General features: G+C 72.7%; 16 protein-coding genes. 8 read left to right on the top strand and 8 right to left on the bottom strand.

Annotated elements, in window-relative coordinates; genetic code table 11:
• Positions 1-8 precede the first annotated feature (8 nt).
• Entirely contained in the window at positions 9-188 is a 180-nt protein-coding gene (locus AC07DW_RS02450) for a DUF6243 family protein (RefSeq protein ID WP_478855756.1), read from the top strand.
• 308 nt (positions 189-496) lie between these two features.
• Here the strand turns inward: AC07DW_RS02450 and AC07DW_RS02445 are convergent, their stop codons facing one another.
• Positions 497-1,942, bottom strand: coding sequence for an MFS transporter (locus tag AC07DW_RS02445; protein WP_478855755.1), 1,446 nt, complete (start codon positions 1,940-1,942; stop codon positions 497-499).
• Positions 1,943-1,999: 57 nt separating this feature from the next.
• Between AC07DW_RS02445 and dusB the strand changes: the two genes are divergently transcribed.
• The 3 genes from dusB (at position 2,000) to AC07DW_RS02430 (ending at position 8,135) form a co-directional block, all read left to right on the top strand.
• Complete coding sequence (gene dusB / locus AC07DW_RS02440) at positions 2,000-3,136, top strand: tRNA dihydrouridine synthase DusB (protein WP_478855754.1); 1,137 nt, start codon at positions 2,000-2,002, stop codon at positions 3,134-3,136.
• A gap of 423 nt (positions 3,137-3,559) precedes the next feature.
• Entirely contained in the window at positions 3,560-6,271 is a 2,712-nt protein-coding gene (ppdK, locus tag AC07DW_RS02435; RefSeq protein WP_478855753.1) for a pyruvate, phosphate dikinase, read from the top strand.
• Between the two features lie 820 nt (positions 6,272-7,091).
• On the top strand, positions 7,092-8,135 hold the full coding sequence (locus tag AC07DW_RS02430; RefSeq protein ID WP_478855752.1) for an ArsR/SmtB family transcription factor: 1,044 nt from the start codon (positions 7,092-7,094) through the stop codon (positions 8,133-8,135).
• Here AC07DW_RS02430 and AC07DW_RS02425 read toward each other — a convergent pair.
• Positions 8,105-9,265 (bottom strand): PhoX family protein, encoded by a 1,161-nt coding sequence (locus AC07DW_RS02425; protein WP_478855751.1) that lies wholly within the window; start codon positions 9,263-9,265, stop codon positions 8,105-8,107. The genes AC07DW_RS02430 and AC07DW_RS02425 overlap by 31 nt on opposite strands.
• 464 nt (positions 9,266-9,729) lie before the next feature.
• Here AC07DW_RS02425 and AC07DW_RS02420 point away from each other — a divergent pair, with 464 nt between their 5' ends.
• Positions 9,730-10,134, top strand: coding sequence for a VOC family protein (locus tag AC07DW_RS02420; protein ID WP_478855750.1), 405 nt, complete (start codon positions 9,730-9,732; stop codon positions 10,132-10,134).
• Positions 10,135-10,278: 144 nt separating this feature from the next.
• Here the strand turns inward: AC07DW_RS02420 and nirD are convergent, their stop codons facing one another.
• The 3 genes from nirD to AC07DW_RS02405 are packed head-to-tail and all read right to left on the bottom strand — an operon-like array spanning position 10,279 to position 14,319.
• Positions 10,279-10,620, bottom strand: coding sequence for a nitrite reductase small subunit NirD (gene nirD / locus AC07DW_RS02415; protein ID WP_478855749.1), 342 nt, complete (start codon positions 10,618-10,620; stop codon positions 10,279-10,281).
• A complete protein-coding gene (nirB, locus tag AC07DW_RS02410) occupies positions 10,617-13,136 on the bottom strand; it encodes a nitrite reductase large subunit NirB (RefSeq protein WP_478855748.1) in 2,520 nt (839 codons plus the stop codon). Before nirB ends, nirD begins: the two co-directional genes overlap by 4 nt.
• Before the next feature lies 1 nt (position 13,137).
• Positions 13,138-14,319, bottom strand: a complete 1,182-nt coding sequence (locus AC07DW_RS02405) for an NAD(P)/FAD-dependent oxidoreductase (protein WP_478855747.1) — start codon at positions 14,317-14,319, stop codon at positions 13,138-13,140.
• Positions 14,320-14,531: 212 nt separating this feature from the next.
• Between AC07DW_RS02405 and AC07DW_RS02400 the strand changes: the two genes are divergently transcribed.
• Entirely contained in the window at positions 14,532-15,308 is a 777-nt protein-coding gene (locus AC07DW_RS02400) for a sulfite exporter TauE/SafE family protein (RefSeq protein WP_478855746.1), read from the top strand.
• On the opposite strand, the gene AC07DW_RS02395 is transcribed toward AC07DW_RS02400, so the two are convergent.
• Together AC07DW_RS02395 and AC07DW_RS02390 are read right to left on the bottom strand one after the other, a co-directional pair.
• Complete coding sequence (locus AC07DW_RS02395; RefSeq protein ID WP_478856043.1) at positions 15,305-15,895, bottom strand: class F sortase; 591 nt, start codon at positions 15,893-15,895, stop codon at positions 15,305-15,307. The two genes, AC07DW_RS02400 and AC07DW_RS02395, sit on opposite strands and share 4 nt — an antisense overlap.
• 202 nt (positions 15,896-16,097) lie before the next feature.
• The gene (locus AC07DW_RS02390; protein WP_478855745.1) at positions 16,098-16,697 is read right to left on the bottom strand and encodes a hypothetical protein; all 600 of its coding nucleotides are present in this window, start codon (positions 16,695-16,697) and stop codon (positions 16,098-16,100) included.
• A gap of 274 nt (positions 16,698-16,971) precedes the next feature.
• Between AC07DW_RS02390 and AC07DW_RS02385 the strand changes: the two genes are divergently transcribed.
• Together AC07DW_RS02385 and cutA are read left to right on the top strand one after the other, a co-directional pair.
• A complete protein-coding gene (locus tag AC07DW_RS02385) occupies positions 16,972-17,571 on the top strand; it encodes an NADPH-dependent FMN reductase (protein WP_478855744.1) in 600 nt (199 codons plus the stop codon).
• A 153-nt stretch (positions 17,572-17,724) separates the two neighbouring features.
• The gene (gene cutA, locus AC07DW_RS02380; protein ID WP_478855743.1) at positions 17,725-18,048 is read left to right on the top strand and encodes a divalent-cation tolerance protein CutA; all 324 of its coding nucleotides are present in this window, start codon (positions 17,725-17,727) and stop codon (positions 18,046-18,048) included.
• A 105-nt stretch (positions 18,049-18,153) separates the two neighbouring features.
• Here the strand turns inward: cutA and AC07DW_RS02375 are convergent, their stop codons facing one another.
• Positions 18,154-20,247 (bottom strand): molybdopterin oxidoreductase family protein, encoded by a 2,094-nt coding sequence (locus AC07DW_RS02375; protein WP_478855742.1) that lies wholly within the window; start codon positions 20,245-20,247, stop codon positions 18,154-18,156.
• Positions 20,248-20,336 lie beyond the last annotated feature (89 nt).

Genomic DNA, 20,336 nt, shown 5'->3' with positions numbered 1-20,336 from the left:
GAGAACCCGTGGCCAAGAGCCGTAACAACCTTCTCGGCGTAGGCGGACAGCGCAAGAAGCTGTCCCGCGCCGACCAGCAGGGCTCCGCCCCGGCCCGCGCGGCCGACCGCCGGGCCGCCGCCGACCAGAAGCAGGACCTGCTGCGCAAGATGCGCGAGCGCGCGCTCGGCGAGCCCCAGGAGAGCTGACCCCGCCGGTCGCCTCCCCCAGTACCGCGCACGGCGATATGTCGCACGGCGCGAAACAGGGCCCGGGTCCCCCTTCACGGGGGCCCGGGCCTTTGTCGTCTCGGCGCGGAGGGGAGCGGGGCGGGTGCCGATTGCCGGCGCCGCGGGGCCGCCGCCGGTGCCGACGCCGATTGCCGGTGCCGTGGCGCGGGCCGGGGGCGGGTTGCGCGGGCTGGGTGCGCGCCGGGGGCGGGGTGCGGCGCCGCGGGTGCGGGGCGGGGGCCATGGGCCCGGGTTGCGCGAGCGGTCCCTCGGTGCGTACGCCGGGGTCAGCGGGTGGCGGGCATCCCCGCCTCGGGTTCCTCCAGGCGGCGGGCCGTTCGTTCGGCTGTGGCGCGGGCCCAGGGGCCGCTGGTGGCGGCGCCGACCAACAGGACGCTCAGGCCGCAGCCGGCGATCACCCACCAGGCCGGGCGGCTCGCGGCGACGAAGCCGGCCGTGTGCGAGGCGGGCGGGACACCGGCGGCCAGGACCGCGCCGATGACCGCGACGCCCAGGGTCTGGCCGATCTGCCGGCTGGTGGAGGCGACGGCGGCGGCGACGCCCGCCTGGGCGCGGGGCATGCCGGAGACGGCCGTGTTGGTGATGGGGGCGTTCACCATGCCGAAGCCGAGGCCGAACAGGACGTACCCGGTGAACAGCAGCGGCGTGGACGTCTCCGCCTCGAAGGCCGCGAACAGCACCCCGCTCGCCGTCATCGTCACGCCCGCGATCAGCAGCGGCAGGCGGGGGCCCCGGCTGCCGACCAGCCGCCCCGACAGGGGCGCGCAGACGAAGGTCAGCGCCGCCATCGGCAGCATGTACAGCCCGGCGTGCAGCGCGGTGAGCCCCCGTACGTCCTGGAGGTACAGGGTGTTGACGAAGAGGAACCCGCCCAGCGCCGCGAAGGCGCACACCGCGACGACCGTGGCCCCGCTGAACGGGGCGCTGCGGAAGAAGCGCAGGTCGATCAGTGGTTCGGCGCGCCTCCGCTCGTACAGCACCAGACCGGCCAGGGCGAGGGCGGCGGCCACGGCGAGGCCGGCGATCGGCGGGGAGGTCCACCCGGCGACGGGCGCCTCGATGATGGCGTACGTCAGGCAGCCCAGGAGTGCCATCACCAGCAGCTGGCCGACCGGGTCCACCCGGCGGGGCCGGGGGGCGCGGGACTCGGGGACGTACCGGAAGGCGAGGAACAGGGCGAGGAGGCCGACCGGCAGGTTGATCCAGAAGATCGCCCGCCAGCCGACCGAGTCCGTGAGCACCCCGCCGACCAGCGGGCCCGCCGCCATGGAGATGCCCACGACCCCGCCCCAGACGCCGATGGCGCGGGCACGCGCGCGTGGCTCGGTGAAGGTGTTGGTGATGATCGACATGGCGACCGGGTTCAGCATCGAACCGCCCACCGCCTGCACCATGCGGAAGGCCACCAGGGAGGGCAGGTCCGGGGCGAGGGAGCACAGGACCGAGCCGAGGGTGAAGAGGACCAGTCCGGCCATGAAGACCTTGCGGCGGCCGATCCGGTCGGCCGTGGAGCCGGCGAGCATCAGCAGCGACGCCAGGACCAGCGTGTAGGCGTCGATGGTCCACTGCATCCCGGCGACGTCCGCGCCCAGTTCGCGCCGCATGGAGGGCAGGGCGACGTTCAGGACGGTGTTGTCGAGGCTGACGATCAGCAGGCTCATGCAGCAGATCGCCAGGACCAGCAGGCGCCGGCGGTGGGAGAGCTCGGGCATACATCCAAAGTACGCCTAACTAACGATCCACTCGGGACGTGGGTGACAATGGGGGGCATGACCGCGTTCAGTCCTCTTGCCATCGGGCCGCACACCGTGCGGCCGCCGGTGGTGCTCGCGCCGATGGCCGGCATCACCAACGCCCCGTTCCGCACCCTTTGCCGTGAGTTCTCCGGCGGGAAGGGGCTGTTCGTGAGCGAGATGATCACGACACGGGCGCTGGTCGAGCGCAACGAGAAGACCATGCAGCTGATCCACTTCGACGAGACGGAGACGCCCCGCTCGATCCAGCTGTACGGGGTCGACCCCGTGACGGTCGGCAAGGCGGTTCGCATGATCGTCGACGAGGACCTCGCCGACCACATCGACCTGAACTTCGGCTGCCCGGTGCCCAAGGTGACCCGCAAGGGCGGCGGCTCCGCCCTGCCGTACAAGCGGCCGCTGCTGCGGGCGATCCTGAACGAGGCGGTCTCGAACGCCGGGGACCTGCCGGTCACGATGAAGATGCGCAAGGGCATCGACGACGATCACATCACCTTCCTGGACGCCGGCCGCATCGCGGTCGAGGAGGGCGTGACGGCCATCGCCCTGCACGGCCGGACGGCCGCCCAGCACTACGGCGGCACGGCCGACTGGGACGCCATCGCGCGCCTGAAGGAGCACGTCCCGGAGATCCCGGTGCTCGGCAACGGCGACATCTGGTCGGCGGACGACGCGCTGCGGATGATGCGCGAGACCGGCTGCGACGGCGTCGTCGTGGGGCGCGGGTGCCTGGGGCGACCGTGGCTGTTCGGCGACCTGGTGGCGGCCTTCGAGGGTACGGGCGCGCCGGCGACCCCCACCCTGCGCGAGGTCGCGGACGTGATGGTCCGGCACGCGCGGCTGCTGGGGGAGTGGATCGGTGACGAGACGCGGGGCGTCATCGACTTCCGTAAGCACGTGGCCTGGTACCTGAAGGGGTTCGCGGTCGGTTCGGAGATGCGCAAGCGGCTGGCGGTGACCTCGTCGCTGGACGAGCTGCGCGCTCAGCTGAGCGCCCTCGATCTGGACCAGGCGTGGCCGGCCGGGGCGGACGGGCCGCGCGGGCGGACGTCCGGCAACAACCGCGTGGTGCTGCCGGACGGGTGGCTGAAGGACCCGTACGACTGCGCCGCCGTCAGCGCTGACGCGGAACTGGACACGTCGGGCGGCTGATGGCGCCGGGGTCCGCCGAGGGTGTCCGCAGGGGGTGCGGACGCGGTCCGGATCGTGGAATCGGCCGCTCCAGCGGGGCGTGATTCTCGCCACCCCTGATAGGGGTTGCGCTCAAATGAGCGCGAAAGGGGCGGTTGCACTTCTCAAAGGGTGGCACTGAGTGCCACCCTTTTTGTGTTCAAGACTTGAACTCACGTGCCTTGCTAGGCGCTCAGGTGAGCGATTATTCCCAGCTTTGGGTCAAGGGTCATTCGGAGGCTGAACGAGTCGAGCCGGGAAACCTACCGCTTGGTCACTTTCGATCTGCTGGCGGACGGGTGGTTAAGGCCGTATGACGGATAGGCGTACGTACCCAGAAGCCTTCGATCTGGGTATGTTCCTGGCCGTCAGGGCAGCCACCGAGTCCTCGAGGAGTCGAGACCCGTGTCGGAAAACAAAGATCAGAAGTTCGTGTACGACTTCACCGAGGGCAACAAGGACCTGAAGGACCTGCTCGGCGGTAAAGGTGCCAACCTCGCCGAGATGACCAACCTGGGTCTCCCGGTGCCCCCCGGCTTCACCATCACCACCGAGGCCTGCAAGGTCTACCTCGACAGCGGTGACGAGCCCGTCGAGCTGCGCGACGAGGTCACCGCGCACCTCGACGCCCTCGAGGCGAAGATGGGCAAGAAGCTCGGTCAGGCCGACAACCCGCTTCTGGTCTCCGTCCGGTCCGGCGCCAAGTTCTCCATGCCCGGCATGATGGACACCGTCCTCAACATCGGACTCTCCGACAAGTCCGTCGAGGGCCTCGCCAAGCAGGCCGGTGACGAGCGCTTCGCCTGGGACTCGTACCGGCGCCTCATCCAGATGTTCGGCAAGACCGTCCTCGGCGTCGACGGCGAGCTCTTCGAGGAGGCCCTCGACGAGGCCAAGGCCGCCAAGAAGGTCACCGTCGACACCGACCTCGACGCCGCCGACCTGAAGAAGCTCGTCAAGAACTTCAAGAAGATCGTCAAGGCCGAGGCCGGCCGCGACTTCCCGCAGGACCCGCGCGAGCAGATGGACCTGGCCATCAAGGCCGTCTTCGACTCCTGGAACACCGACCGCGCCAAGCTGTACCGCCGCCAGGAGCGCATCCCGCACGACCTCGGCACGGCCGTCAACGTCTGCTCCATGGTCTTCGGCAACCTCGGCCCCGACTCCGGCACCGGCGTCGCCTTCACCCGCGACCCCGCCTCCGGCCACCAGGGCGTCTACGGCGACTACCTCCAGAACGCGCAGGGCGAGGACGTCGTCGCCGGTATCCGCAACACGGTGCCGCTGGCCGACCTCGAGTCGATCGACAAGAAGTCGTACGACCAGCTGATGCAGATCATGGAGACGCTGGAGAACCACTACAAGGACCTCTGCGACATCGAGTTCACCATCGAGCGCGGCCAGCTGTGGATGCTCCAGACCCGCGTCGGCAAGCGCACCGCCGGTGCCGCCTTCCGGATCGCCACGCAGCTCGTCGACCAGGGTCTGATCGACGAGGCCGAGGCGCTCCAGCGCGTCAACGGCGCCCAGCTCGCCCAGCTGATGTTCCCGCGCTTCGACGAGAAGGCGGAGGTCCAGCAGGTCGGGCGCGGCATCGCCGCCTCGCCGGGTGCCGCCGTCGGCAAGGCCGTCTTCGACTCGTACACCGCGGTCAAGTGGTCCCGGTCCGGCGAGAAGGTCATCCTGATCCGCCGCGAGACCAACCCCGACGACCTGGACGGCATGATCGCCGCCGAGGGCATCCTGACCTCGCGCGGCGGCAAGACCTCCCACGCGGCCGTCGTGGCGCGCGGCATGGGCAAGACCTGTGTCTGCGGCGCCGAGGAGCTGGAGGTCGACACCAAGCGCCGCCGGATGACCGTGCCCGGCGGGCACGTCGTCGAGGAGGGCGACGTCGTCTCCATCGACGGCTCCACCGGCAAGGTGTACCTCGGTGAGGTCCCCGTCGTGCCGTCGCCGGTCGTCGAGTACTTCGAGGGCCGTATGCACGCCGGCGCCGACGACGCCGACGAGCTGGTCCAGGCCGTGCACCGGATCATGGCGTACGCGGACCGGGTACGCCGGCTGCGCGTACGGGCCAACGCCGACAACGCCGAGGACGCCTCCCGCGCGCGGCGGTTCGGCGCCCAGGGCATCGGCCTGTGCCGCACCGAGCACATGTTCCTCGGCGACCGCCGCCAGTACGTCGAGCGGCTCATCCTCGCCGACACCGACACCGAGCGCGACGAGGCCCTGAAGGCCCTGCTGCCGCTCCAGAAGGACGACTTCGTCGAGCTGTTCGAGGCGATGGACGGCCTGCCGGTGACGGTCCGCCTGCTGGACCCGCCGCTGCACGAGTTCCTGCCCGACATCACCGAGCTGTCGGTCCGCGTCGCCCTCGCCGAGGCCCGCAAGGAGCCGCACGAGAACGAGCTGCGCCTCCTCCAGGCCGTGCACCGGCTGCACGAGCAGAACCCGATGCTGGGCCTGCGCGGCGTACGCCTCGGCCTGGTCATCCCCGGCCTGTTCACCATGCAGGTCCGGGCCATCGCCGAGGCCGCCGCCCAGCGCATCGAGGCCAAGGGCGACCCGCGTGCCGAGATCATGATTCCGCTGGTGGGCACCGTCCAGGAGCTGGAGCTGGTCCGCGACGAGGCCGAGCAGGTCATCGCCGAGGTCCAGGCGCAGACCGGCGTCGAGCTGAAGCTGGCGCTCGGCACCATGATCGAGCTGCCGCGCGCCGCCGTGACGGCCGGTCAGATCGCCGAGTGCGCCGAGTTCTTCTCCTTCGGCACCAACGACCTCACCCAGACGGTGTGGGGCTTCTCCCGGGACGACGTGGAGGCCAGCTTCTTCACCGCGTACCTGGAGAAGGGCATCTTCGGCGTCAGCCCGTTCGAGACGATCGACAAGGACGGCGTCGGCGCGCTCGTGCGCAGCGCGGTCGAGGCCGGCCGGGCCACCCGCCCCGACATCAAGCTCGGCGTCTGCGGCGAGCACGGCGGTGACCCCGAGTCGGTGCACTTCTTCCACGAGGTGGGCCTGGACTACGTCTCCTGCTCGCCGTTCCGCATCCCGGTGGCACGCCTTGAGGCGGGTCGCGCGGCCGCGCAGTCGAGCGGCAGCGACAGCCGCTGAGCCGAGGCCGGACCGTCCCCTCGCCCGGGCGGTCCGGCACCGAGACACCGGAGCCGCCGTCGGTCCCCGACCCTCACCGATCGGCGGCGGCTCCGGCCCGCAAGAGAGACGGGGCGGACACCTTGTGCGGAGGTGTCCGCCCCGTCGTCGTGCGTCGGAGCCGGGAGCCGGGAGCCGGGAGCCGGGAGCCGGGAGCCGGGAGCCGGGAGCCGGGAGCCGGAGGGCGGGGGCGGGGAGTCGGAGAGCCGGGGGGCCGGGAGCGGGGAGCCGCGTCGGGCCGAGGGGGCACGGGCCGAGGGGGCACGGGCCGGCCGGGAGCAGGGTCCGGGGCGGGCCGCCGGGGGCCGGGAGTCACGGGCGGGCCGGGAGCCGTGGGCCGGGGGCGGGGCGGGAGACCGCCGGGAGAGGAATTGGGGGTTCCTGTTGCATTGTGGCCGTTGAATTGCGGGCTGTTGAACACCGGACCTTTATGTCAGGTCAATGTACCGGCCAATGTCCGGTCGAATCAGGTGATTCAACCCGCAAAGAACGGGCGGAGCGCGGCCACCGGATCCCCACCCGCCGACCGCGCCCCATTACCCCTGCCGGGCGGGAGAGCCGCAACCTTTCAGGTCCGCCGCCGGACGCGCGAAGCCCCCCACGGTCTTCGGCGCGTCACCTCGGTCCTGAAGGTTTCCTGCCCGACGCCGTACAGCTTTTCGGTTCACCCCCGGTCTCCGCGATGCGTTTCAACTGTGGCTGAAATGCCGTGGTGACGGGGTGTGATGGCATGCATACTCATTGGCGGGGGGTGATTGCGGATGCAACAGGGGTGGGTTCAGTGCTGCGTATTCATTTCACCGGGGACGACCTTGCCGGGGTCCGGATGGCGGCCCGGCCGGATGCGTTGTGGGAAACGATTCTCAGCTTTCACCGGTTGCGGGACCGGCGCGGCGCGCTCGTGTACGGAGCATGGCGCTCGGAATCGCGGACGCGACTGAACGGCGAAACGCGACTGCTGGGCGCCCTGGTGCCCACGCGCGGCTATTTCCCCGATTTCCTCACCCCGCCCCAGGGCCTCGACGGACTCGACCCCGGCCTCCAGGCCGTGCGGGCCACCCCGCCCGCCCGGGTCCACACGGAGCTGGCCCTGCTGGCCTCCTCACGGCCCGGCGGCCCCGCCCTGCCCGGCTGGGCGCGCGACCTCGCCGAAGGGCGACAGGAGCCGTTCGGACGGCTCATCGGGGCCCTCCGCGGCTACCACCGGGCCGCCGTCGAGCCGTACTGGTCGCACATCGAGGCGCGCGTCGAGGCCGACCGGGCGGTCCGCGGCCGGGCCCTGCTGGACGGCGGGGCCGACGAACTGCTCGCCTCCCTGCCGCCGGTGCTGCGCTGGCGGGCGCCGGTGCTGGAGGCCGACTACCCGGTGGACCGCGACCTGCGGCTGGACGGGCGCGGCCTGCTGCTCCAGCCCTCGTACTTCTGCCGGGGCACCCCGGTCGTCCTGCGCGACCCGGACCTGCCGCCCGTCCTGGTCTACCCCGTCACGCACAGCGACGCGCCCGTGTCGGGGCCCGGCGAGCCCGGCGCGTCGCCGCTGGGCCGGCTCGTCGGGCACACCCGCTGCGCGGTCCTGCGGGCCATCGGCCAGGGCGGTACGACCAGCGAGCTGGCCCGCCGCGCGGGGGTGTCCCTCGCCTCCGCCAGCCAGCACGCGGGCGTGCTGCGGGACGCGGGCCTCGTGGTCACCCTCCGCCAGGGCAGTTCCGTGCTGCACACCCTGACGCCACTGGGCGCCGCCCTCCTCGACGGAGGTGGCGCCCAGCCGGGGCGGCGGCAGCCGCAGCGGCGGCGTTACGCGCGGAACGGCCCCGTCACCTCGTAGGTGATGCCCCCCGACGAACTGCCGGTGGTACCGCGCTGGCTGGAGAAGTACAGCCGCTTGCCGTCCGGAGAGAAGGCCGGGCCGCAGATCTCGGAGCCGGAGTGGCCGTTGATCCGCAGGAAGGGCGCCACCACGTCGTCCGGCGTGATCACGCAGATCTCCATGTTGCCGCCGTCCTCCGCGACGAACAGGTCGCCGGAGGACGAGCCGGTGACGTTGTCCACGCCGGTCAGCGGGGCGGTGCCGCCGGTGACCAGCGAGTCGTCGTAGGCCAGCTCGTAGGTGTTGTCCCTGAGGTTGAGCTGCCACAGGCGGTTGTCGCCCTTGGTGGTGAACCAGACGGTGTCGTTGGCGTAGTGGCAGCCCTCGCCGCCGCTGAAGCGCTTGGCGCCGGAGACCTGGTCACGGGTGTAGGTGGGGGAGCCGTCCGGGTCCGGAACGGTCACCCAGGTGAAGGCGCCGGAGGTGGCGGTGCCGGCCTTCAGCACCTGGAGGGTGCCGGAGGAGAGGTCGCCCCAGGTGGTGGGGACGAAGCGGTACAGGCAGCCGTTGGTCTCGTCCTCGGTCAGGTAGACCACCTTGCGCACCGGGTCGGCCGCCGCCGCCTCGTGCTTGAAGCGGCCCATCGCGTCCCGCCGGACGGCGGCGTTCACGCCGAACGGGTCGGTCTCGTACACGTACCCGAGGCTGACCTCCTCGCAGGAGAGCCAGGTGTTCCACGGGGTCCTGCCGCCGGCGCAGTTCTGCCGCGTGTTCGACAGGACGCGGTAGGCGCCGGTGATCGCGCCGGTCGAGGAGAACTTCACGGCGCTCGCGCCGCCGCCCGGGTTGATCTCCGAGTTCGACACGTAGATCCAGCCCGTGCCGTCCGCGAAGCAGGCGCCGCCGTCCGGGGCGTTGTGCCAGGTGTACGAGGTGGGGCCGACCTTCTGTCCGGACCGCGCGATCACCCGGCTCGTGAAGCCGCTGGGCAGCTGGATGCCGTTGGCGTCCGCCGCGCCGAGCGCCCCGTACGGCCCGGGACCCGGCTGCGCGGGCGCCGCGTAGGCCGCGCCACGCATCAGGGTGCCGCCGAACGCGGCGGCGGTGCCGCCGATGACCGCTCCACGCAGGAAACTGCGACGTTCCACTTGTCACTCCAGGAGGTTCGTGACCGGACCAGCCGCCCCGGGACGGGGCGGCGGGGTCGAGCGCATCGGGAACCTAGAAGCCCTGTATTGACGGTGCGGCAACAAGCGGTGAAGGGGAAGCGTCGGGAGCCGGTCCGGGCCGGTCCTGGCCGGCCGGGGCCGGTCCGGACCGGCCCCGGCGGTCCACCCCTCCGGCGGCTTCTCGGGTCGGGCAGAGGCGCTCCTTCCTGGACCCTTCTACCCCTCCACCGCGCGCGTGGCCGGTAGCGCGGCCCCGGCCCGGGGCGGCGCGCGTCCGCCCGGGTGGCGCCGGCTGCCCGGCGGGGCCGGACGCCCCTGAGTGGCGGGCCGGGCGGAGCGGGGCGAGATTTCTTCCGAGAGGATCCGGCGGGAGCGATGAGTTCCGCCAACGGCCCCGGTCCACCCATCGAAAGCGCCGCACCGATGAGAGAAGAGACGACACCATGCCCCAGATGATCTTCGTGAACCTGCCCGTGAAGGACCTCGAGACGTCGAAGACCTTCTGGGGCAAGCTCGGCTACTCGTTCAACGAGCAGTTCAGCGACGACAGGACCGCGTGCCTGGTCATCAGCGACACCATCTTCGTGATGCTGCTCACCGAGCCCCGCTTCAAGGACTTCACCAAGAAGGAGATCGCGGACGCGTCGCGGTCCACGGAGGCGATCTTCGCGCTCAGCGCAGACAGCCGGGAGCGGGTCGACCAGCTCTGCGACGCCGCGCTGGCGTCCGGCGGCTCGGCGGCCAACGACCCCCTGGACTACGGCACGATGTACGGCCGGTCCTTCCAGGACCCGGACCACCACCTCTGGGAGGTCATGTGGATGGACCCGGCCGCGGTCCAGGGCTGAGACGGTACGCACGGCGGCGGCGTACGCCGCACCGGGGCGCCGCCGCCGGATGGGATCGCGACCTGGCGGGGCACCGCGCGGGCGCCGGTCCGGGAGACGCCCCGGACGCGGCCCCGAGCACGGCGCCGGTCCGGGGGACGTGCGTCAGGAGACGGCGGCGAGTTCGCGCGCCCGGACCTCGATGACGGCGACCGCCACCTCCTCGTCGTCCAGACAGCGCCCGGTCCCCAGGTCGAAGCGCTGCTTGAGCAGCGGTGACGCCACGAACGGCCGTCCGCCCGCCGACCCCATCAGGCCGCGTGACAGCACCTGCGCACCGGTGAACGGATCCCGGTTGTCGATCGCGTACGACCGCCCCGCCCGGTCGCGGAACAGCGCCACCTGCCGACCGTCGGGCAGCAGGGCCGCCATGCCGCGGCCGGGCGTCAGTACGGAGTCGTCGCAGATCGGCAACCACTCGTCACCGTAGGAGAGTTCGAGCATCATCGGGCGGAAGCTCCTTCCAGGGGTTCCAGCGTGAGGATCGTCAGGTCCGGCTTGATCTGGCCGCGCTCCGGCACGAACCGCACCGACGGGTCCGGCGCGTCGGGGGCGTTCACGAAGGAGACGAACCGGCGCAGCCGCTCGGGGTCGTTCAGCGTCTCGGCCCACTCGTCGTGGTAGCCGGCCACGTGCGCGGCCATCAGCGCCTCCAGCTCGTCGCACAACCCGAGCTTGTCGTGCACCACCACGTCGCGCAGGTGGTCGAGCCCGCCCTCCAGCCGCTCCAGCCAGGCCGCGGTGCGCTCCAGCCGGTCGGCGGTACGGATGTAGAACATCAGGAACCGGTCGATCAACCGGATCAGCTCCGCGTCCGACAGGTCCTGGGCGAGCAGGTCCGCGTGGCGCGGGGTCGCGCCGCCGTTGCCGCCGACGTACAGGTTCCAGCCATTGGCCGTGGCGATCACGCCGAAGTCCTTGGACTGGGCCTCCGCGCACTCCCGCGCGCACCCCGAGACCGCCGACTTGAGCTTGTGCGGGGCACGCAGGCCCCGGTAGCGCAGCTCCAGGTCGATCGCCATCTTCACCGAGTCCTGCACGCCGTAGCGGCACCAGGTCTGGCCCACGCACGACTTCACCGTGCGCAGCGACTTGCCGTAGGCGTGGCCCGACTCGAAGCCCGCGTCCACCAGCCGCGTCCAGATCAGCGGAAGCTGGTCGACCCGCGCGCCGAAGAGGTCGATCCGCTGACCGCCGGTGATCTTGGTGTAGAGGCCGAAGTCCCTGGCCACCTCACCGATCACGATCAGCTTCTCCGGGGTGATCTCCCCGCCCGGGATGCGCGGCACGATCGAGTACGAGCCGTTGCGCTGCATGTTCGCCAGGAAGTGGTCGTTGGTGTCCTGGAGCGCGGCCCGCTCGCCGTCGAGGATGTACTCGTTGGTCAGGCTCGCCAGGATCGACGCCACGGCCGGCTTGCAGATCTCGCAGCCCTCCCCGCCGCGCGCCTCCTCGCGCCCGTGCGAGTCGAGCAGCTGCGCGTACGAGGTGAAGCGCATCGTGCGGACGATCTCGTACAGCTCGCTGCGGGTGTACGAGAAGCAGCCGCACATCCCGCTGTCGGCCGGCTTCGGCAGCAGCTGCTGGATCACCTTGACGCAGCTTCCGCAGCCGGTGCCCGCCTTGGTGCACTTCTTCACCTCGGGCAGCGAGGAACAGGCGCAGATGGCGCCCTTGGTGACGTTGTGGCAGGAGCAGATGATCGCCTCGTCGGGGAGCGACTGCGGGCCGAGCGACACCGGCGCCCCGGCACCGGCCGGCAGCACCAGCTGCTCCGGCGCCACCGGCGGCTTCGTCCCGGTCATCGGGCGCAGCATGCCGTACGACTCCGCGTCGCCGACCAGGACGCCGCCCAGCAGTACGCCGTCGGGGTCCACCACCAGCTTCTTGTAGATCCCCGAGCGGGAGTCGGAGTAGACGACGTCCAGGCAGCCCTCGGCCGTGCCGTGCGCGTCACCGAACGACGCCACGTCCACGCCGAGCAGCTTCAGCTTGGTGGACATGTCGGCGCCCGTGAAGCCGCCCGCCTCCTCCTCCGCGATCGTCGCGGCGGCGGTGAGGGCCATCTCGTAGCCGGGCGCGACCAGGCCGTACACCCGGCCGTCCACCGCCATCGCGCACTCGCCGATCGCGTACACCGCGGGGTCCGACGTACGGCACCGCTCGTCGACCGCGATGCCGCCGCGCTCGCCGACCGCCAGGCCGCAGTCGCGCGCCAGCTGGTCGCGGGGGCGGACGCCCGCCGAGAAGACCACCATGTCGGTGGCGACCGTCGTCCCGTCCGACAGGGCCATGCCGGTCACCGAGCCGTCCTCGGTGAGGACCTCCTGCGTACCGGTGCCGGTGTGGACGACGAGGCCCATGTTCTCGATGGTGCGCAGCAGCGCCGCGCCGCCGCCCTCGTCCACCTGCACCGGCATCAGCCGCGGCGCGAACTCCACCACGTGCGTCTCCAGGCCCAGGCCCTTGAGCGCGCCCGCCGCCTCCAGGCCGAGCAGCCCGCCGCCGACCACCGCGCCGGTCCTCGCCGTCTTCGCGTACTCCTCGATGGCGAGCAGGTCCTCGATGGTCCGGTAGACGAAGCAGCCGGTCGCGTCCTTGCCCGGCACCGGCGGTACGAAGGGGTACGAACCGGTCGCCAGGACGAGGGTGTCGTACGCGATCACCCGGCCGGCCCGCGAGGTGACCGTGCGGGCCTCCCGGTCGATGGTCTCGGCCGGGTCGTCCAGGTGCAGCTCGATGCCGTGCCGCGCCATGAAGCCGTCCTCGACCATGGACAGGTCGTCGGGCGTCTTCCCGTCGAAGTAGGAGGTCAGCCGGACGCGGTCGTACGCCGGGCGGGGCTCCTCGCAGAGCACGACGATCCGCGCCCGCTCGGTGACCCCACGCTCGGCGAGGGCCTCCAGGAAGCGCTGGCCGACCATGCCGTGGCCGACGAGGACGATTGTGGGCATGTGGGCCATTTCAGGAGCCTCCGTCATGGGTGAGCAGGTGGAGCAGGGGCGCTTCCGGAAGGGCCTCGTCGCCCTCCCAGGCCCGGGCGAGCGCCCCGACCGCGCCGAGGTCGCCGAGCAGGACGCCGCCGACGAGCCGGTCGCCGCGGACGACGACCTTGCGGTACGCGCCGCTCGTCGCGTCCGCCAGCTGCACGGTGTCGTCACCGGGCAGCGGCGTCGCCTCGCCGAACGCGGCGAGTTCCAGGGCGTCCATGCTGAGCCGGGTCAGCGCGCGGGTGCCCCGGTAGCCGCCGGAGCCGCCGGTGAGCACCTCGGTGAGCACGTCGGCCTGCTCAAGGGCGGCACCGGCCAGCCCGTAGAGCCGGCCGTCGTGCTCGGCGCAGTCGCCGACGGCGTGGATGTACGGGTCGGAGGTGCGCAGTTGGTCGTCGACGACGATCCCGCGCTTCACGTCCAGGCCCGCGTCGAGGGCGAGGCCCACGCGGGGGCGCACCCCGCAGGCGATGACGACGACATCGGCGTCCAGGACGAAGCCGTCGGCGAGTTCGACCGCCTCGACCGTGTCGTCGACGCGGCGCAGGCCCCGGACGCGGCACTCGGTGTGCACCTCCACGCCCAGGTCCGCCTCCAGGTGGCGGCGCAGGATCGCCGAGGCCCCCGCGTCGAGCTGGCGCTCCATCAGGTGCTCGCCCTGCTGGGCCAGTACCACGTCCGCGCCCCGGGCGGCCAGCGCGCGGGCCGCCGACACGCCCAGCAGGCCGCCGCCGATCACCACCGCCCGCACCCCGGGGCCGACCAGCGCGTCCAGCGCCAGGCAGTCGTCGAGCGTCCGGAACGCGTGCACCCCGGCCGGCAGCCGCCCGCCGCCCAGGCCCCGCAGTGGCGGCAGCACCGGGTTCGAGCCGGTGGCCAGCACCAGCCGGTCGTAGGCGAACGCCTCGCCGTCCGCGCAGTGCACCACCCGGGCGGCGCGGTCGATGCCGGTCACCCGCACCTCGTGCCGCGCCCCGTCGTGGCGCGGGGACGGCAGGGCGATGACCTCGGGCCCGTACCGTCCGGCCAGGACGTCCGCGAGCAGCACCCGGTTGTAGGGGGCGTGCGGCTCCTCGCCGAGCAGGGTGACGGGCAGCCGCTCGGCGAGGCGAGCGCCCGCCGTGCCTCCGCCGACCACCACGATCCGTGAACTCATGCTCGCCAGCGTGCGTCGGCGGTGTTACCCGGCCGCATCCCTATTGTTTCGCGCACGGAAAGCTGATCTCAGCGACGATCGCCGTCCTCGGTGAGGGGCACGGACACGAGTACGGGCGGGGCACGCCACCGGGCCCCCTCCAACCTCAGAGGTACCTCAAGCCTCACCGGTTCCGTGGGCGGCACATGTATCCACCTCATAGGCTCACGGTCGTGCCCGACATATCGCTGACCACCCTGGTCCTCCTCTGCGCGGCCGCCCTCGTGGCGGGCTGGATCGACGCCGTCGTGGGCGGGGGCGGGCTGCTCCTCCTGCCCGCGCTGCTGCTCGGCCTCCCGCAGGCCCCGGCCGCCCACATCCTCGGTACCAACAAGGCGGTGGCCATCGTGGGGACGACCGGCGCCGCCGTGACCTACGTGCGGCGGGCGCCGGTGCGGGTGCGGACGGCGGCGCGGATCGGGCTGGCGGCGCTGGCGGGGTCGATGGGCGGGGCGTTCTTCGCCGCGGGGATCAGCAGCGACGTCCTGCGGCCGGTCATCATGGTGGTGCTGCTGGGCGTGGCGGCGTTCGTGATGCTGCGGCCGTCCTTCGGCACGGCGGCGGACCAGGGCCCGGTCACCCGGGCGCGGGTGGTCACGGCGATCGTCCTCGTGGGCGGCGGGATCGGCTTCTACGACGGGCTCTTCGGCCCCGGCACCGGCACGTTCCTGGTGCTGGCGCTGACCGCGGTGCTGCACCTGGACCTGGTGACCGCCTCCGCCACGGCCAAGATCGTCAACGTGTGCACCAACGCGGGGGCGCTGGCGATGTTCGCGTACCAGGGCACGGTGCTGTGGCCGCTGGCGGCGCTGATGGCGGTGTTCAACCTGGCGGGCGGGATGTTCGGGGCGCGGATGGCGCTGCGCAAGGGCGCGGAGTTCGTGCGGGGCGTACTGCTGGTGGTGGTCTTCTCGCTGGTGGCGAAGCTCGCCTTCGACCAGTGGAGCTAACGCACGCCGATCAGATGGGCGTAGGCGACGACGTTGCCCTGATAGCCGGTCCTCTTGTCGAACGTGCCGCCGCAGGTGATCACACGTAGCTCGGCGCGGTCGGCCGGCCCGTAGACCTTCCGGTCGGGGAAGTCCTCGTTGTCGTACACCTCGACGGCGTCGACGGTGAAGACCGCGGTACGGCCGTCGCGGCGGGTGACCTCGATCCAGTGGCCCTTCTTGAGGCTGCCGAGCGCGTAGAAGACGGCGGGGCCCTCGGCGTTGTCGACGTGACCGGCGACGATCGCCGTCCCCCGGGAGCCGGGTGGCGTGCCGTCCTTGTACCAGCCGGCGATGTCGGGGTTTCCGGCCGGCGGCACCTCCAGGCTGCCGTCACGGGCGAGCCCCAGGCGCATCACCGGGGCGTCGACGTCGATCTCCGGGATGCGGACGCGGACCGGGGCCGAGGGGCTCAGGGGGGTCGCGGCCGCGTCGGTGTGCCGGTGCGGTCCGGCGGCGAACGCCTCGGCGGCGGACGGGACGGGCGGGGTCGTCTCCGCGGAGCCGTTCTGGACGAGCCAGAGGCCGACGCACGCGGCGATGGCCATGCCCCAGCCCTTGCCCTTCGCGCCGGAGCCGGTGCCGGCGGCGGTGCCCGGGCTCGTCGTACCGGTGCCGCTTCCCGCGGCGCTCCCGGTGTCGTCGGTCATGGCTGCCCTCGCGTGGCTGGGGCTCCCCGCCCGCGCCGCGGTCTCGGGGACACACGCGGCGGGGGCGGGGAGCGGGGCGGGGGTACGGGGACGGACCCCGTCAGCTGTCCTGCGCGCCGCTCGCCCGGCGGCGCAGGAGCCAGACCCCGCCCGCGGCGGAGGCGGCCAGCACGGCCGCTCCCGCCGCGATCTGGGTGGTGTCGGGGCCGACGCTGCCGCCGACCCCGGTCTTCACGTGGCCGCTGGGCTCGTGGCCGCCCTGGTCGTGCCCGCCCGAGCTGTGGCCGCCCGAGCTCTGCCCGCCCGAGTCCTGGCCGCCCGAGGTGTGCCCGCCGCCGTGCTCGACGACCAGGTCACCGGTGGCCGTCTTGCCGTTGTCGCAGGCGACGGCGATGGCGTAGGTGCCCGGCTTGGTGTGGGACGGCACCGTGAACCGGCCGATAGCGACGTCCTTGTGGGTCCCCGGCGACAGCTTGAAATCGCCCGCGCCGAGCGACTGCGCGTCACCGATGCCGTGCCCCTTCTTGCCGCACGCGGTGGTGTTGACCGTGACGGTCTCGCCCGGCTCGGCGGTCGACGGGGACACCTCCAGCCTCCCGAAGTCACCGGCGTACGCGGCGTACGCGGTCGGCGAGGCGAGGGCGCCGAGCGAGACGGCAGCCAGCGCGGTACCGGTCAGCAGGTGGGCAGTGGTGCGCATGGGGTCCTCCGGGGCGCGCGACAGGCGGGGCGTGACGGGCGGATGTCCTGTCTCCGAGGTAAGGCCCCGCCCGCCGCGCCCGCCTCCTGATGTTCCATCAGATTGAGCCGTCCGGGTCGGCGTGTCGCCCTGGACGTTCCGTGTTCCCGCAGGTCGGCGGCGTTGCCCGGCGTATCCCGGCGCGCCGCCCCGAACGGGTGACGCCTCCACCGGGAGCGGGCCCCCACGACGGCCGCTTGACCTCGACCTTGGTCGAGGTACCAAGGTCTTCCCCATGGAGACCACCCGCACCTCACCGCTCACGCTGGCCGTCGTCGTCGCCAGCAACCGCGCGGGCCGCTTCGGCCCCGTCGTCGCCGACTGGTTCCTCGGCCACGCCACCCGGCGCACCGACTTCGCCGTCGACGTCATCGACCTCGCCGACCCCGACACCGACCTGCCCACCGCCCTGTCCCACGACCCGGCCCCGGCCGTCAGGGACCGGCTCTCCAAGGTCAGTCCCGTACTGGCCGGCGCCGACGCCTTCGTCGTCGTCACCCCCGAGTACAACCACTCCTTCCCCGCGGCCCTCAAGAGCCTCATCGACTGGCACTTCACCGAGTGGCAGGCCAAACCCGTGGGCTTCGTCTCCTACGGGGGCGTGTCCGGCGGCCTGCGCGCGGTCGAGCAGCTGCGCCAGGTCTTCGCCGAAACGCACGCCGTGACCGTCCGCGACACGGTCTCCTTCCACAACGCCCACGGCCACTTCGACGAGGACGGCCGCCACAAGGACCCCACCGCCCCCGACGCCGCCGCCAAGACGATGCTCGACCAGCTCGCCTGGTGGGGCCACGCCCTGCGCGACGCCAAGTCCCTCCGCCCCTACGGCGGCTGAACCCGGCTCCCGCGACCGCGTGCCGCCGGGCGCGGTTGCCGCGTACGGGCCGTCGCCGGCGACGGCGGGTGCGTACGCTCGGCCCGTACGCGGCGCGGTTCGCCGCCGCGGCGAGACGACCGGCACGCGGAGACGACGCGCGGAGGAGAGACCGTGACCCTGGCCCTGACCGTACTCACCACCACAGACAGCGCCGAGAAGGCCCAGGAGCTGGCCCGGGGCGCGGTGGAGGCCCGGCTCGCCGCCTGTGCGCAGATCTCCGGCCCGGTCACGTCCGTCTACCACTGGCGGAACGCCATCGAGACCAGCCAGGAGTGGCAGGTCCTCTTCAAGACCACCGAGGCCTGCTACGACACGCTGGAGGCGTACCTCACCACCACGCACGACTACGAGACACCCGAGATCATCGCGACCCCGGTGGTCCGGGGGAGCACCGGCTACCTCGCGTGGCTCCAGCGGGAGACCTCCGCGCGCTGACCCGGGAACCGCCGGTCTCCGTGCACGGGACACCGCGCCCGGGCGCGGGGGTACGTGGCCACGCCCGCCGTGCGGCCGGGGAGCCGATGGCGGGCGGGGGCCGGGTCAGTCGCCGGCCGCGCCTGCCGGGCGTACCGCTTCCAGGCGCACCGCGCACACCTTGAACTCGGGCATACGGGAGGTCGGGTCGAGCGCCGGGTTGGTGAGCGTGTTCGCCCGGCCCTCCCCGGCCCAGTGGAACGGCATGAACACCGTGTCCGGCCGGATGCCGGTGGTGATCCGCGCCGGCGCCACCGCCCGCCCGCGCCTGGACACCACGGCCACCGGCTCGCCCTCGGCGACGCCCAGCCGCCCGGCCAGCCGGGGGTGGAGCTCCACGAACGGTCCGGGCGCGGCGGCGTTCAGCTCGTCGACGCGCCGGGTCTGGGCGCCCGACTGGTACTGGGACACCACCCGCCCGGTCGTCAGCACCACCGGATACTCGTCGTCCGTCTCCTCGCCCGCCGCCCGGTGGGTGACGGGCACGAACCGCGCCCGCCCGTCCGGTGTCGCGAACCGCTCCAGGAACAGCCGGGGCGTACCGGGGTGTCCGGGTTCGGGGCACGGCCAGAAGACGCCGTCCTCCTCCACGATGCGGCGGTAGCTGATGCCCGCGTAGTCGGCGGGGCCGCCGGCCGACGCGCGGCGCAGCTCGTCGAAGACCTCCTCGGGGTCGGTGGCGAACCCCTTCTCCCACCCCAGCAGCGCGGCGAGCGCGTTCATCACCTCCAGGTCGCTGCGTACGCCCTCGGGCGGATCGACGGCCCGGCGGCGCAGCAGGACGCGGCCCTCCAGGTTGGTGAGGGTGCCGGTCTCCTCGGCCCACTGGGTCACGGGCAGTACGACGTCGGCGAGCGCGGCGGTCTCCGACAGCACCACGTCCGCCACGGCGAGGAAGTCCAGGGACTCGATCCGCTCCTGGATGTGCGCGGCCCTCGGCGCCGACACGACCGGGTTGGAGCCCATGAGCAGCAACGCCCTGACGTCGGTGCCGAGCGCGTCGAGCAGCTCGTAGGCGCTGCGGCCCGGCCCGGGGAGGGTGTCGGGGTCGACGCCCCACACCCCGGCGACGTGGGCGCGGGCGGCGGGGTCGTCGAGCTTGCGGTAGCCGGGCAGCTGGTCGGCCTTCTGCCCGTGCTCGCGCCCGCCCTGGCCGTTGCCCTGCCCGGTGAGGCAGCCGTACCCGGACAGGGGCCGGCCGGCGCGGCCGGTGGCCAGGCACAGGTTGATCCAGGCGCCGACGGTGTCGGTGCCCTTGGACTGCTGCTCCGGGCCGCGCGCGGTCAGCACCATCGATTCGGGCGCGTCGCAGAACAGCGCCACCGCCTCCCGCAGCTGCGGCACGGGCACGCCCGTGATGCGCTCGACCTGCGCGGGCCAGTGGGACATGGCGGCGGCGCGGGCCTCGGCCCAGCCGGTCGTACGGCTCCCGATGAACTCCTCGTCCGTCCGCCCCTCCGCCACCACCAGGTGCAGCAGCCCGAGCGCGAGCGCCAGGTCGGTGCCGGGGCGGGGCGCGAGGTGCAGGTCGGCCTGCTCGGCGGTGCGGGTGCGGCGCGGGTCGACGACGATCAGCTTGCCGCCGTTCTCCTTCAGCTCGGTGAGGTACCGCAGGGCGGGCGGCATGGTCTCGGCCAGGTTCGACCCGACGAGGACCACGCACCCCGTGCGGGGGATGTCCTCCAGCGGGAAGGGCAGCCCCCGGTCGAGCCCGAAGGCCCGCTGGTGGGCGGCGGCGGCGGACGACATGCAGAACCGGCCGTTGTAGTCGATCTGCGACGTGCCGAGGACCAGCCGGGCGAACTTGCCGAGCGTGTACGCCTTCTCGTTGGTGAGCCCGCCGCCCCCGAAGACCCCGACGGCGTCGGCCCCGTGCCGCTCCCTGGTGCCGCGCAGTCCGTCGGCGACGGCACGCAGGGCCTCCTCCCAGGTGGCCGGTTCGAGCCTGCCTGTGGCGGGGCGTCGGACCAGGGGCCCCTCCAGCCTGACCCGGGAGGAGAGCACGGCGGGTGCGGTACGTCCCTTACCGCACAGGGCTCCCCGGTTGACGGGGAAGTCGGTGCGTTCCACCACCTCGACGCCGTCGCCGGCTGGCCGGAGGTTCATCCCGCACTGCAGGGCGCAGTAGGGACAGTGCGTGGCGGTGGTGGCGGTGAGCATGCCCCCGAGGATGCGACGCGTGTGTTACGGCCACCGACACGGCGCATTACGGGCCCGGTACGGCCCGCTCCACGGCCGCCCGACGGGCC

This window comes from Streptomyces sp. NPDC045701 (assembly GCF_056432045.1).
The sequence above is the reverse complement of the archived record's forward strand: the minus strand, read 5'-3'. Positions and strand labels throughout refer to the sequence as shown.